The organism is Mycolicibacterium elephantis DSM 44368 (genome assembly GCF_004014805.1).
GTDB classification, from domain to species: Bacteria; Actinomycetota; Actinomycetes; order Mycobacteriales; family Mycobacteriaceae; genus Mycobacterium; species Mycobacterium elephantis.
In genome coordinates, this window is record NZ_ATDN01000023.1 from 89520 (window position 1) to 103047 (window position 13528).

Annotated in this window: 14 protein-coding genes and 1 pseudogene; 7 read left to right on the forward strand and 8 right to left on the reverse strand. The window is 67.7% G+C overall.

Features of this window, described 5'->3' with window-relative positions; translation table 11 throughout:
- Positions 1 to 41: 41 nt before the first annotated feature.
- From MELE44368_RS16520 to MELE44368_RS16530, 3 genes are all read right to left on the reverse strand, one after another.
- Positions 42 to 713, reverse strand: coding sequence for a TetR/AcrR family transcriptional regulator (locus MELE44368_RS16520; RefSeq protein ID WP_128109458.1), 672 nt, complete (start codon positions 711 to 713; stop codon positions 42 to 44).
- A gap of 157 nt (positions 714 to 870) precedes the next feature.
- On the reverse strand, positions 871 to 1647 hold the full coding sequence (surE, locus tag MELE44368_RS16525; protein ID WP_128109459.1) for a 5'/3'-nucleotidase SurE: 777 nt from the start codon (positions 1645 to 1647) through the stop codon (positions 871 to 873).
- 10 nt (positions 1648 to 1657) lie between these two features.
- The gene (locus tag MELE44368_RS16530; RefSeq protein ID WP_128109460.1) at positions 1658 to 2593 is read right to left on the reverse strand and encodes a 1-phosphofructokinase family hexose kinase; all 936 of its coding nucleotides are present in this window, start codon (positions 2591 to 2593) and stop codon (positions 1658 to 1660) included.
- A 199-nt stretch (positions 2594 to 2792) separates the two neighbouring features.
- Here MELE44368_RS16530 and MELE44368_RS27600 point away from each other — a divergent pair.
- A pseudogene (locus MELE44368_RS27600) lies at positions 2793 to 3038 on the forward strand (sodium:alanine symporter family protein); the annotation flags it as partial.
- A gap of 88 nt (positions 3039 to 3126) precedes the next feature.
- Here the strand turns inward: MELE44368_RS27600 and MELE44368_RS16540 are convergent.
- Entirely contained in the window at positions 3127 to 3543 is a 417-nt protein-coding gene (locus tag MELE44368_RS16540) for a rhodanese-like domain-containing protein (RefSeq protein WP_128109461.1), read from the reverse strand.
- Between the two features lie 128 nt (positions 3544 to 3671).
- Here MELE44368_RS16540 and MELE44368_RS16545 point away from each other — a divergent pair, with 128 nt between their 5' ends.
- Positions 3672 to 3938: a DUF732 domain-containing protein gene (locus MELE44368_RS16545; RefSeq protein ID WP_241566659.1), complete on the forward strand. Its 267-nt coding sequence runs from the start codon at positions 3672 to 3674 to the stop codon at positions 3936 to 3938.
- A 14-nt stretch (positions 3939 to 3952) separates the two neighbouring features.
- Here the strand turns inward: MELE44368_RS16545 and MELE44368_RS16550 are convergent, their stop codons facing one another.
- Positions 3953 to 4984, reverse strand: coding sequence for a fused (3R)-hydroxyacyl-ACP dehydratase subunits HadA/HadB (locus tag MELE44368_RS16550; protein WP_128109463.1), 1032 nt, complete (start codon positions 4982 to 4984; stop codon positions 3953 to 3955).
- A 131-nt stretch (positions 4985 to 5115) separates the two neighbouring features.
- Between MELE44368_RS16550 and MELE44368_RS16555 the strand changes: the two genes are divergently transcribed.
- Entirely contained in the window at positions 5116 to 5934 is an 819-nt protein-coding gene (locus MELE44368_RS16555; RefSeq protein ID WP_128109464.1) for a formate/nitrite transporter family protein, read from the forward strand.
- Between the two features lie 7 nt (positions 5935 to 5941).
- Here the strand turns inward: MELE44368_RS16555 and MELE44368_RS16560 are convergent, their stop codons facing one another.
- Together MELE44368_RS16560 and MELE44368_RS16565 are read right to left on the reverse strand one after the other, a co-directional pair.
- Positions 5942 to 6820, reverse strand: a complete 879-nt coding sequence (locus tag MELE44368_RS16560; RefSeq protein ID WP_128109465.1) for a sulfite exporter TauE/SafE family protein — start codon at positions 6818 to 6820, stop codon at positions 5942 to 5944.
- Complete coding sequence (locus tag MELE44368_RS16565) at positions 6817 to 7419, reverse strand: rhodanese-like domain-containing protein (RefSeq protein WP_128109466.1); 603 nt, start codon at positions 7417 to 7419, stop codon at positions 6817 to 6819. The genes MELE44368_RS16560 and MELE44368_RS16565 overlap by 4 nt, the downstream gene beginning before the upstream one ends.
- A 186-nt stretch (positions 7420 to 7605) precedes the next feature.
- Between MELE44368_RS16565 and MELE44368_RS16570 the strand changes: the two genes are divergently transcribed.
- From MELE44368_RS16570 to MELE44368_RS16585, 4 genes are read left to right on the forward strand one after another with little or no spacing between them, the layout of a single operon-like run.
- On the forward strand, positions 7606 to 8985 hold the full coding sequence (locus tag MELE44368_RS16570) for an MBL fold metallo-hydrolase (protein WP_128109467.1): 1380 nt from the start codon (positions 7606 to 7608) through the stop codon (positions 8983 to 8985).
- Between the two features lie 30 nt (positions 8986 to 9015).
- Positions 9016 to 10215, forward strand: coding sequence for an NAD(P)/FAD-dependent oxidoreductase (locus tag MELE44368_RS16575; RefSeq protein WP_128109468.1), 1200 nt, complete (start codon positions 9016 to 9018; stop codon positions 10213 to 10215).
- A 34-nt stretch (positions 10216 to 10249) separates the two neighbouring features.
- Entirely contained in the window at positions 10250 to 10630 is a 381-nt protein-coding gene (gene trxA / locus MELE44368_RS16580; RefSeq protein ID WP_128109469.1) for a thioredoxin, read from the forward strand.
- Between the two features lie 33 nt (positions 10631 to 10663).
- Entirely contained in the window at positions 10664 to 10933 is a 270-nt protein-coding gene (locus MELE44368_RS16585; RefSeq protein ID WP_046751916.1) for a metal-sensitive transcriptional regulator, read from the forward strand.
- Here MELE44368_RS16585 and MELE44368_RS16590 read toward each other — a convergent pair.
- Positions 10930 to 13512, reverse strand: a complete 2583-nt coding sequence (locus MELE44368_RS16590) for a DEAD/DEAH box helicase (protein ID WP_128109470.1) — start codon at positions 13510 to 13512, stop codon at positions 10930 to 10932. The two genes, MELE44368_RS16585 and MELE44368_RS16590, sit on opposite strands and share 4 nt — an antisense overlap.
- Between the last annotated feature and the right edge of the window lie 16 nt (positions 13513 to 13528).

Here is a 13528-nt window from a genome sequence, read left to right on the forward strand (position 1 = left end):
ATTTAACATAGAATCAAAACTACGAGCTACGGCGGGGGCCGTCAGCGTCGTGAACCGCTGCCGCGCCTACGGCGAGCCGGTGCGCTGGCCGGACTCAGGCCTGCGCGCACAAAGCTTTGGGCGTTGGCGACCACGGTGTCGACCGAGGTGCGTCGGGGATTCCACCACTCCGCGGTCCAGTTGAGCGCGCCGAGAACCAGCCCGAGCGCGACACGGATCTCGAGGTCGGACCTGAGCTGCCCTGCGTCGGCGGCCTCACTGAACAACCGCAACCACAAGGCGTTGTAGGCGTTGGTTTCCTTCTGCTGGCGGGTGCGCAGGCGTTCGGGGATCTGACCGGAGTTGCGGATTGAGGCCGTGGCGTAATCGGACAGCTCGAGTTCGTGGCGAAGATGTGCGTCCACCGCCGCCAGGATCTTGTCGATGGGCTCGGTCCCGTCGGGCAGCTCGTCGAGCGCCTCCTGAAGATGGCGACGCATATCGGCGATGCCCGCGAACATGACCTCGTCGATCAGGTCCTCGCGGGACGGGAAGTAGTAGTAGATCGCGGGGGCCTGCAACCCCGCATAGTCCGCGACGTCAGACAACCTGGTCCCGGCATAGCCCTTGACGCTCAGGACATGTGCGGCGGCGTCGAGAATGCGTGCGCGGGTGCGCTGGGACTTCGAGTCTGCTTCGTCGGGGATCTGAGCGCTGCGGCTGCCACGGGCCATAGTCAGATGCTAGTGCGCGCAGAAGGTCGGGCACGCCAACGCCTGTCCATTTCGTGCGGCGTGGTCTTACGACCGGCATTCGCAGGTTTACTGCCCATTAAAATTTCTGCGGCAGCGACAAGAGACGTTGGATCTCTTCCGGAGTCGTCATCGCATCTCAGCCCCCGCGCGACGTCAGCCATTCCCGCACGAGATGGCCGTCGTCCGCCTCGACCGACCGCAACTCCGTCAGCGTCGGGTGCCCGGCATCGAGCAGGGCGCTGTCGGTGTCGGCCTCCGGCCGGTCGGTGACCTCGACCTCGCTCAGGCGCACGTTGCCGTCGCGGACCTCCTCGACGCGGGTCTGCACGGCTCCGCCGCGGGCCAGCCGCGCATGCCGGAGCGGGCCTACCTCGGTGGCGGGCCGGTCCGGCACGTTGAGGGAGAGGACGGTGCCGTCGGGGGCGGCGAGCAGCAGCTCCAGCACCGGCGTCAGCAGCCCGGCTGCCGTGTTCCAGTGCCGCTCGCCGGTGGGCCGCAGCGCGACGTCCAGCGACACCGCCAGCGCGCGGGTGTCGCTGATCTTCGCGGTGAGCGCCGCGCCGACCGTCCCCGAGTGCAGGATCGCCCGTCCGACGTTGGCGCCGTGGTTGATCCCGGACAACACGAGCTCCGGTCGCGGATCGAACCAGCCGTTGAGCGCGGCGGCGACGATGTGTCCGGGCTGGGCGTGCACCGCCCACGCCTCGACGCCGTTCAGGTCGAGCAACTCTCGGCGTTCGACGAGGGTGCGGCCGTCGCGGCGCACCGCGCTCAGCGCCGCACTCGCGCCACTGGCCTGCTCGACCGGGGCCGCCACGACGACGTCCAGCCCCGCTGTCCGCGCCGCCTTCACCAGCGCGTGCAGGCCGGGCGAGTCGATCCCGTCGTCGTTGGTCACCAGTGCGCGCGGCATTCGTCGTGCCCTATCCCCACGGCCGCAGAGCCACCCGTTCGGCCAGCGTCTCCACCGCCCTCGCACCGCCGGTGCCCAACCCGTGCCGCACGACGTTCAGCGCCCCGCAGGCCGCGCCGACCTGCAATGCCTCGCGCAGCGAGCGACCGCTCGCCAGCGCGGCGACGATACCCGCCGTCATGGAGTCACCGGCGCCTGCGGATTCGGCGGGCTCCAGCGTCGGCATACAGACCTCGACGACGTCTTCCTCGACCAAGGCCAGGGCCGGCGCCGCGCCAGCCCGCGACACCACGATCGTGCATGCACCCTCGTCGCGCATGGCGCGCATGGCCTTCACCAGGTCCTCGGCGTCATCGGACTTTGACCGCCCGTCGGCGAGCAACTCCTCGTGGCTCACCTTGATGAAATCCGGTTCGCCGGCCAGCACCGCCTCCAGCCGCTCACCGGCGAGGTCGGCGGCCACCTTGCATCCGTTGGCGCCGAGGTCGCTGGCCAGCCGCCGGTAGAGGTCGGCGGGCACCACCTGGTCGCCCTGCGGCCCGGACAGCAGCACCCGGCCGTGCGTCAGGCCCTCGGTCAGCGTGAGCTCGTAGAGCGAGTCGAGTTCGTGGCGATCCAGCGGGGTGCCTGCGGTCTCGGCGACGACTTCCCTGCTGCCGCTGCGCCGATCGTGCACGTATGCACCGTTGCGCGCGCTGACGGGCACGGTCCGCACAGTGACGTCGCGCGCGGGCAGCAGGTGGCCGAGGACGTCGCCCGTCTCCCCGCCGAGCGCGGCGCACAGCACCACCGGCACCCCGAGCGAGGACATCATGCGTGACTGCCACACCCCCTGGCCACCGGCGTGGACGTGGATATCAGACTCCCCGGAACGGTCCTCGACCGTCACGGTGAGCATCGGCAGCGGGGCGAAGACGACGACGGCACCGTCGGGACTGTCACTCATGGGTGACGGATACCCACTGGAGCCGGCCGGACGGCGGTAGACGGCGAATCCTGCTGTAGTTCGGTCTCTTTCGGATCTGGCGAAGTCATGGATCCCCTTCAATGACAGGTATTCATGCAGGGGTACCCGCATCCACCACCGCGAATCACCGGTAGCGTCCGGGCCGTGGTGCACTACCGTTTCACCAGTCCGATATCCGATGCGATTGCGGCGGTGCGATGACGACTCTCGACAAGATTCTCGCGATGCCAGCAGCTTCATCTGGGGACCATGGCTGCTGATCCCATTACTCCTGCTGACCGGTCTGTACCTGACGGTGCTGCTGCGCGGGATCCAGGCGCGCCGGTTCCGGCTGGCGTTCTGGCTGGCGTTCGTCAAACGTAAGGACCTCGGGGCCGAGGGCGACATCTCGCACTACCAGGCACTTTCGACCGCGCTGGCTGCCGAGGAACGCCGAGCGCAGCGCCGACGGCCTGCTGATGATGCCGGGATTCCTGCTCAGCGCGCACAAGGACGCGCGGCACAGCTGACCGTCAGATGCCGACGATGGGCCGGCCCTCGGCCTGCCAGGCTCGCATGCCGCCGCGAAGTTCGACGACATCGGTGTAGCCGAGCTCGCGGAGCTCTTGGGCCGCAACGGTGCTCATCGGCCCGGAGCGGCAGTAGATGGCCAGCGGGGTGTCGCGGTCGGCCGGGAGACGGTCGGCCTGCGCGGCGATCTGGTCGAACGGGATCGACAGGTCGGTGCCTGGAATGTCGCCCTCGAAGGGCACGTGGACGTTTACGGTCAAGCGCGCGGGTTCGGCGATGGCCGCGGCGAACTCGCCGGCGTCGACCAACCGTGCGGCGCTCGCCGTGGACGCGGTCTCCTTCTGGGCGCACGCACTCGACACGATGACGCTCATTGCCAGCAGGAACGCGGCAAGCGGTCGTGCTACCCAACCAGCCATACCCGCAGGCTACCCCCAGGGGTACGCGCTGCCCCGGGCTGACGATCTGGCTGGTTTGCTGAAAGCGCCGCGAGCCGGGGCCCGCGCGCCTACCATCCGGTTCTGGGATGGCGGCTCGGACGTTTGCGTTGAGTCTGGGAGTTGCGACAGCAGCGCTCACGGTTCTCCTTGCGCCTCCTGCCTCAGCCACCGAGGACGAATTCCTCAACGGCCTACGGGATCGGTACACCTTTCTGAGCGACGATCAGCTGCTTTCGGAAGGCCAGCGGGTGTGCTCAGCCACGCGCGGCGGGGTGCTCGCCCCCGATGCGGTCGTCATGGTGCGAGACGACCTCAGGGTGTCGACGGACGCGGCGTTGAAGATCGTGACCAGCGCCTTGCTGGACTTGTGCTGACCAGGTGACAGCGCTCAGCGGAACCGGATGTTCATGGTCGCCAGGCCGAAGATCTTCTTGCCGCCGGATTTCGCCGCGACCACGACAACCCCCGAACGCGTCGCCGAATCCAGCGACTTGATCCGGCCGCTGAACTCGATGTCGGCTCCCTCCGCGGCCGAGACGACCGCGGGTGCGGACAACCGCACCGCGTAGCGGGTGACCGCCCCGGGATCCCCCGACCATGCCGAGACGAACCCGGCGCCCAGCCCCATGGTGAGCATGCCGTGGGCGATCACATCGGGCAGCCCGGCCAGCCTGGCGATGCCTTCGTCCCAGTGGATCGGGTTGGCGTCACCGGCCACACCGGCGTAGTTCACCAGGTCGCCGCGGGACAGCCGGGTGTGGCGTACCGGCAGCTCGTCGCCCACCGCCAGATCATCGAAGTTCGCCACGCCCGGCACCCGGGTCGTGCCGCCGTCGGAGATCCGGATCTCGCCCTCGGGGCGCACCGCCTTCTGGTACTCGGAATCCAGGGTGCCGACCCCGGAGAAGTCGACGTCGTGCATCATCGCGTTCTGCACCGCGGTCTTCACGCCGGCGTCGACGTCCTCGGCGGTGACTCCCACGACGGTGGTGTGCAGGGTGTGCACCCGCTCGCCCGAGGTGTCGGTGAACGTGTTGGTCACGGTGATGAAGTCACGTCCCGCCGTTCGGCGCACCGACGTGAGCTCCACGTCGATCACCAGATCGTCGCCGGCCACGATCGGGCGGTGCTGCTCGAAGACCTCCTCGGTCTGCAGGTAGGTGTCGTATCCGACGACGATCTCCTCGAACATCCGCCGGTTGCACTGCATGCCCGGTGCCGACGTGAACGTCAGCGGCGCCACCACGTCCGGATAGCCGAGCTCGGCGGCGGCGGCGACGTCCCAGTGCGCGGGGTGATAGTCCTGCACCGCGCGGGCGTACTCACGCAGCTTCTCGCGGCCGACCAGGTAGGTGCCGTCCATCCGGTACCAATGGCCGACCCGCGCCTCGAGCGCCGACGTCTCTGCTGATGCGGTCATGTATTTGCCCAACTGTTCTGTCGGTTCGTTGCTGAAGACCGACCAAAGCACCCTAACGTGCAACCAGTGCGTGAGCGGCGCGGCGGTGGGTACTCGCGAGTGCCCCTGCCATCGAGAGCCCGAGGACCCACGTGAGCAAGACGAGCCAACGCGAGCTAGGTGAGTCGGACAGTCCGATCGAGGACGAGCTGGAGGGTGCCTTCCAGCGGATGATCGGGGAGGGCACCCAGCGCCTGCACCGCAGCTGGCGAGAAGTGCTGGTCACGGGCTTCTTCGGCGGCACCGAGGTGGCGGTCGGCGTCCTCGCCTATCTCTCGGTGCTTGCGGTCACGCACAACCACCTGATCGCCGGGCTGGCCTTCTCGATAGGGTTTCTGGCACTGCTGCTCGGCCGCTCCGAGCTGTTCACCGAGGGGTTTCTGGTGCCGGTCACCACGGTGGCCGCCAAGCGCGCCAGCGTGGGGCAGCTGCTCAAGCTCTGGAGCGGAACGCTGATCGCGAACCTCGCCGGGGGCTGGTTGATCATGTGGCTGATCATGACGGCCTACCCGAAGCTGCACGCGCAGACGATCGAGTCGGGCACCCACTTCGCCACCGCGCCGCTGTCGGCCGAGACGGTCGCGCTGGCGCTGCTCGGCGGGATGACAATCACGTTGATGACGCGCATGCAGCACGGCACCGATTCGACGTTCGGCAAGATCGCCGCGGCCGTCGCGGGCGGGTTCCTGCTCGCCGGGCTGCAGATGTTCCATTCGATCCTCGACTCGCTGCTGATCTTCGGTGCGCTCATCACGGGGCAAGCGCCTTTCGGCTACCTCGACTGGCTCGGCTGGTTCGGCTACACCGCGGTCGGCAATGTGGTCGGCGGGTTGCTGCTCGTGACGCTCCTGCGGGTGCTGCGCAGCAAGGAGCGGATCCGGGAGGAACGGCAGGACGCCAAGGCGTCTTGAGTGGCGGTCAGACGACCGCCCTGCGCGCGGCGACCGCGCCGGCGACCCGCCGAAGCGGACAGACGTCGAGGCGGGTACAGGCCAGCGTCGCGCCCGCGGCGATCACGGTGAGCACCGCGGCCGCGATTCCCACGCTCAGGTGGATCTCCTGGGCCAGGATGACCGAGGACATCGCGAGCACGAACCAGCCGAAGGCCTGCCTCAGCGACTCGGGGTTGACCATCGCGGTCGCTCGGGCTCCGATCAAGGCGCCCACCACCGCCGCGGCCGTCACCGCCAGCGCCACCGGCCAGTCGATTTGAACGCTGGACAGATAACCGCCCAACCCGGCGAACGACTTCATCGCGATCACGATGAGCGAGGTGGCCACCGCGACCGGCATCGGCAGGCCGCCGAGCAGCGCGAGGGCGGGCACCACGAGGAAGCCGCCCCCGGCCCCGACCAGACCGGTGACCAAACCCACCACCAGCCCCTCCGTCACGATCTTCGGTATCGGCAGGGAAAAGTCGCCGTCGCTTGCGGTTTCGACGTTCCTGCGCCCGCGCAGCATGGCGACAGCGGTGCCGATCATCATGAGGGCAAAGCCGATGAGCAGTACCGGGCCCGGAATGTACCGGGCCAGCAGTCCGCCCGCGTACGCACCGGCCATACCCGCGCCGCCGAAGATCAGACCGGTGCGCCATTGCACCCGCCCGGCCCGTGCGTGCGAGATCGCGCCGATCGCACTGGTGACGCCGACGACCAAGAGCGACGTCGCGATCGCTTGTTTGGCGTCCATCCCGGCCACGTAGGCCAACAGTGGCACGGTCAGGATGGAACCTCCGCCGCCGAGCAAACCCAGTGCGACACCGACGAATACGGCGAGACCGATCGTGAGCCCGATCATGATCGGCCGTCCGGCTCTTCGGTTGCGGAGGTTGCGTCGACGAGCTGGGCCACGATCGTCTGGGCATCGCACGTGGCCCCGCGGTTGTAGGGCAGCTTCGACAGCATCATGCCCATTGCGCAGGTGTTGGACAGCGCCGCGAATGTCAGGCCGCCGCCGATGGCAGCGGCGACCCACTTGAGCTTGGGCACGGCGGTGCTGCCCAAGACGCTGGCGAACACGAGGCCACCGGCGACCAGGCGGACCTGCCGTTCGAGATCCCAGCGTTCGGCCCCGCGCGTCACCGCGAATCCCTTGGCCTCCCAGGCGGTGATCCCGCCGGCGAGGATGTGCACATTGGTCAGCCCCGCGTTGCGCAGTGTCTCCTCCGCCTGGGCGGCGCGCTGACCTGACCGGCAGACAAGGACGACGTCTTGGTCGAGGTGTCGGACGATCTCGTCGCGGTGTTCGCGCAACAGATCCAGCGGCACGTTGTAAGCGCCGGCGATGTGGGCCGTCTCAAACTCGCCCGGTGTCCGGACATCGAGCACCCGCGGCGGGGTGGGCGAGTTGAGCAGGCATTCGAGGTTGTCGCAGTCGATCGTGGCGGGTGCGGTCATGTCGCTGTCCTCTCGCGTTCAGCAGGGTGTTGATTTTGATACCCCATGGGGTATATTGGTCGCCATCGTACACATACCCCCGGGGGTAAATGCAAGGACGGAATATCCCGACCCGCAGAACCCTTGACATACCCGTAGGGGTATATGTGCCGTCGCATGACCCGAACCGAAGAAAGGACCGCCGCCGTGAAATTCATCCAGTACTACCTGGACTGCCTGTCCCACGCGTCGTACCTGATTGCCGACGAAACCACCGGGCGCGCAGTGGTTGTCGATCCGCAACGGGATGTTTCCGAGTACCTCTCCGATGCCGAGGAGCTCGGTTTGACCATCGAGCTCGTCATCGAAACGCACTTCCACGCCGACTTCCTGTCCGGCCACTTGGAGCTGGCCGAGGCCACCGGCGCCAAGATCGTGTACTCTTCGGTCGCCGAGACCGAGTTCGAGTCGATGGGCGTGGCCGACGGGGAGCGCTACTCGCTGGGCGAGGTGACGCTGGAGTTCCTGCACACCCCCGGCCATACCCCCGAGTCGCTGAGCATCGTCGTCTACGAACAGCCCGACGACGAGGTGCCCTACGGGGTGCTCACCGGCGACGCGCTGTTCATCGGTGACGTGGGCCGCCCGGACCTGTTGGCCTCGATCGGGTTCACCCGCGAAGAGCTGGCCGACAAGCTCTACGACTCGCTGCACACCAAGCTGATGACCCTGCCCGACGCCACCCGGGTGTATCCGGCCCACGGCGCGGGTTCGGCCTGTGGCAAGAACCTGTCGACCGATCTGTGGTCGACCATCGGCGAGCAGAAGGAGACGAACTACGCCCTGCGCGCACCCGACAAGGAGACCTTCATGGCGTTGGTCACCGAAGGGCAACCGCCTGCACCGGGCTACTTCGTCTACGACGCGATCCTCAACCGCAAAGACCGTGAACTGCTGGACGAGACCAAGATGCCGATGGCGATGACCTATGTGCAGGTGCGCGACGCGATGAACGCCGGCGCGATCCTGGTCGACGGGCGTGGACCGGAGGAGTTCGCCTTGGGGCACCTGCGCGGGGCGATCAACATCGGGCTCGACGGCCGCTACGCCGAGTACGCCGGATCGGTGGTGCCCACCGACGTCGACATCGTGTTGTTCACCGAACCCGGACAGGAACTGGAGGCAAAGACCCGGCTGGCGCGCATCGGCTTCGACCGGGTGATCGGCTACCTCGAGCGTCCGTACGAGGCGATGTTCGCACACCGTGACGACGTGCAGGTGGCCTCGCGGCTGACGGCCAAGGCGTTCGACCAGCGTGCCATGGAACTGGCCGACCTGCAGATCGTCGACGTGCGCAACCCGGGTGAGACCGCCGCGGGGACGATCCCGAATGCGGTCGAGATCCCGGTGGCTCAGCTGACGAGCCGTCTCGGCGAGCTCGATCCCGCCAAACCGACCGTCGTTTACTGCGCGGGCGGCTACCGGTCGTCGGTGGCGGCAAGCCTGTTGCGGCAACGCGGGTTCGCTGATGTCAGCGACATCCTGGGTGGCTTCGGCGCCTGGGAAGAAGCCCGGCAGAACGCCTGAGCCGACGAATCAGAAGGGAACAGAACGCCCATGGTTACCGCGAAGCACCGAATCGTGATCGTCGGCGGCGGCACCGCCGGAATCTCGGTGGCAGCCCGCCTTCTTCGGCGTGGCCACTCCGACGTCGCCGTCATCGAACCGTCGGACACGCACTACTACCAACCGCTGTGGACCCTGGTCGGCGGCGGGCACGCCAAGGCGTCGACGACGGCACGGCCCGAGGCGTCGGTGATGCCCAGGGGCGCGACCTGGATCAGGAACGCGGCGGCGGCAGTCGATCCCGACAACAACACGGTCACCTGCGTCGACGGTGCCGTATACGAGTACGACGTGTTGGTGGTCAGCCCGGGCATCCAGCTGGACTGGGACCGTGTCGAGGGGTTGGCGGACGCGCTCGGCTCCGGCGGGGTGTCGTCGAACTACCGTTTCGACCTCGCCCCGCGGACATGGGATTTCATCAAGAATCTGCGTTCGGGTACAGCGGTGTTCACGATGCCCTCGGGACCGATCAAGTGTGCCGGGGCGCCGCAGAAGATCGCCTACCTGGCCAGCGACTACTGGCGGTCACAGGGCGTGCTGTCTGACATCGACGTACATCTGGTGGTGCCGACACCGCGGTTGTTCGGAATCCCGGCGATCGCCGACAGTCTCGACGCGATCGCGGCGGACTACGGCATCACGGTGCACACCAACGCCGAGGTGACCTCCGTCGACGCCGACGCCCACAAAGTGGGCGTGACAGCGACCGGCGGTGGGGGATCCGACACCATGCTGTCCTACGACGTGTTGCACGCCGTACCACACCAGTCGGCACCGGACTGGATCAAGTCCGGCCCGCTGTCAACCGGTGACACGGGCGGTTACGTCGAGATCGATAAGCACACCATGCAGCACGTGCGCTACCCCAACGTGTTCAGCCTCGGAGACGCTGGATCCTCACCGAACTCCAAGACCGGTGCCGCGATCCGCAAGCAGGCCCCGGTCGTCGTCGCCAACGTCGAGGCGTTTCTGGCGGGCCGGCCGCTGCCGGCCTCCTACAACGGGTACGCGTCGTGTCCGATCGTCACGTCCTCGCACGCGATGCTGCTCGCGGAGTTCGACTATGACCTGAACATCACGCCGTCATTTCCGTTGCTCGACCCGACCAAACCGCACCGCAGCTACTGGTACCTCAAGAAATACGGGCTTCCGTTCATGTACTGGAACCTGATGCTCAAGGGCCTTGCGTAGCGGTTGGTCACATGAAATCAAGGAGAAAACGATCATGGCCACCAGAAACCTGACCTACGACAACTTCGAGTCCACCATCGTCGACAATCCGATAGTGCTCGTGGACTTCTGGGCATCGTGGTGCGGCCCGTGCCGTGCCTTCGCCCCGATCTTCGAGCGCTCCTCGGCAGCGCACCCGGACGTCGTGCACGCCAAGGTCGACACGCAAGCCGAGCGAGATCTGGCCGCCACGTTGGAGATTCGCTCGATACCGACGGTCATGACCTTCCGCGACGGCGTCCTGGTGTACAGCCAGCCGGGCGCGATGCATCCCGCGGCGCTCGAGGACCTGATCACCCGGGTGAAGGCGCTCGACATGGCGGAGGTTCGGGCCAAGATCGCCGCGCGCAAGACAGCGTCGGCCCCGCACGGCTGAGCCGAATGGGACCTCTAGTGAAAGGACATCCACGTGGTCGGTGACCAGGAATCCATCGCCGCCGTGCTCAACCGGTTGCGGCGCGCGCAAGGCCAACTCGCCGGGGTCATCGCGATGATCGAGGAGGGCCGCGAGTGCAAGGACGTCGTGACGCAACTCGCGGCGGTGTCGCGGGCGCTCGACCGCGCCGGTTTCAAGATCGTCGCAACCGGATTGCGGGAATGCATCACCGGTGACAACGAGGGGAACGAAAACCCCATGACCGAGGCGGAGCTGGAGAAGCTCTTCCTCGCACTGGCTTAGTCGTACTGACCCGCGTCGACGACCCGCACCACCGCGGCGCCCGCCTCGTCGGAGGCCGCCAGATCCACCTCGACGGTGAAACCCCAGTCGTGGTCGCCCGCCGGATCATCGAAGATCTGCCGCACCCGCCACACGTCGGGCGCGCGGTCGATGATCAACAGCGCAGGACCGCGGGCGTCGGCGCCGGTGCCGACGTCGTCGTGCTCGTCGAAATACTGTGCGCCGACCTCCGCCCAGCGCTGCGCGGTCCAGCCCGACTGGGCGTCGAGGGCGCCGAGTTCGTCCCAGCGCCGCCGGGCGAACAGCTCCACCCGTCGGAACAGCGCGTTGCGCACCATCGCGGTGAACGCGCGCTCGTTGCCGGTCACCGGGCGCGGGCGGGCGGGCACCGCCACCGGCGCGCCGTGTGGCCGGTCCGGGCTGGTCAGCTGTTCCCACTCGTCGAGCAGGCTCGAATCAACCTGGCGGACAAGCTCGCCGAGCCATTCGACGATGTCGGTGAGCTCCTCGGTCCTGGCCGCAGCGGGCACCCCGGAGCGCAGCGCCTTGTACGCGTCGGACAGGTAGCGCAGCACCGCGCCCTCCGCGCGGGTCAGTCCGTATTCGCTGATGTACTCGCGGAACGTCATTGCGCGCTCCCACATTTCGCGCACCACGGACTTCGGTGACAGCTGCGCGTCGGCGGCCCACGGGTTGCTCTGTAGGTACACCTCGAAGGTGTGCTCGAGCAACTCCTCGAGCGGCTTGGGGTAGGTGACGTCGTCGAGCAGTTCGATGCGTTCGTCGTACTCGATGCCCTCGGCCTTCATCGCGGCCACCGCCTCGCCGCGGGCCTTGTTCAGTTGCGCCGCCAGGATCTGGCGCGGGTCCTCCAGGGTCGCCTCGATCACCGAGACCACGTCCAGCGCGAAGGTGTCCGATGCCGGGTCGAGCACGTCGACCGCGGCCAGCGCGAACGTCGACAGCGGTTGATACAACGCGAAGTTCGGTGGCAGGTCGACGGTCAGCCGGTAGCGGCGCCCGTCGGGGCCGGGCGGGTCGAGCCGCTCGATCACCCCGGCCTGCAGCAGCGACCGCGCGATCCCGACGGCTTCGCGGATGTGCTGAAGCTGCCGTTTGCGCGGCTCATGGTTGTCGGTGAGCAGCCGCCGCATCGCCTCGAACGGGTCACTTGAACCGTTTCCCGTCGCTCCGCTCGCCCCGGGTCGGGCCACGACGTCGAGGATCATCGCCGTCGACACCCGCATGTTGCTGGTCAGCGGTTCGGGGGCGGCCTCGATCAGCCGCTTCATGGTCGACTCGCCCCACGGCACCATGCCCTCGGGTACTTTGCGGCGCACCAGCTTTCGGCGCTTCTTCGGATCGTCGGCGACCTTGGCGAACTGTTTGAGGTTCTCCACCTCGTGGTCGGGGGCCTGCACGACGACGGTGCCCGCGGTGTCATAGCCGGCCCGGCCGGCGCGGCCCGCGATCTGGTGAAACTCCCGGGCGCTGAGCAGCCGGGTGCGCACACCGTCGTACTTTGACAGCGCCGAGAACACCACGGTGCGGATCGGCACGTTGATTCCGACGCCGAGCGTGTCGGTGCCGCAGATGACCTTGAGCAGCCCGGCCTGAGCCAGCTGTTCGACCAGCCGCCGGTACTTGGGCAGCATCCCGGCGTGATGCACCCCGATGCCGTGTCGCACCAGCCGTGACAACGTCGACCCGAACGCGGTGGAGAACTGAAACGCGCCGATCATCTCCCGGATCTCGGCCTTCTCCGCCTTCGTGCTGACGTTGACGCTCATCAACGCCTGCGCGCGCTCCAGTGCCGACGCCTGGGTGAAGTGCACGACGTAGATCGGGGCCTGTTTGGTGTCGAGCAGGTCGCCGATCGTCTCGTGCATCGGCGTGGTGGCATAGGAGAAGTACAGCGGCACTGGGCGTTCGGCGTTGGCGACCAGCGCGGTGGGTCGCCCGGTGCGGCGGGTGAGGTCGTCGCGCAGGAACGTGACGTCGCCCAGCGTCGCCGACATCAGCAGGAACTGGGCATGCGGCAACTCCAGCAGCGGCACCTGCCACGCCCAGCCGCGGTCGGGATCGCCGTAGAAGTGGAACTCGTCCATCACCACCAGACTCGGCGCTTTTCCGAGTCCGCGTCCGCCGCCCTCGCGCAGTGCGATGTTGGCGAGCACCTCCGCGGTGCACGTGATGATCGGCGCGTCGGCGTTGACCGCCGCGTCGCCGGTCAGCATGCCGACGTTGACCGCACCGAACACCTCGCACAGCGCGAAGAACTTCTCACTGACCAGCGCCTTGATCGGCGCCGTGTAGTAGCTGCGCCGTCCGCCCGCCAGCGCCGCGTACAGCGCGCCGGTGGCCACCAACGACTTACCGGAACCGGTTGGTGTCGCGAGGATGACGTTGGCGCCGCTGACCAACTCGATCAGCGCCTCCTCCTGCGCCGGATACAGCGAGGTGCCGTTGGTCTCGGCCCATGCCGCGAAGGACGCGAACAGCTCGTCAGGGTCGGCGCCCTTCGCGCGCAGCGCCGACAGATCGTCCGGGTCGTCCAGCAGGGGTGCGCTGTCGGTCATGGCGCCGAACGGGGCA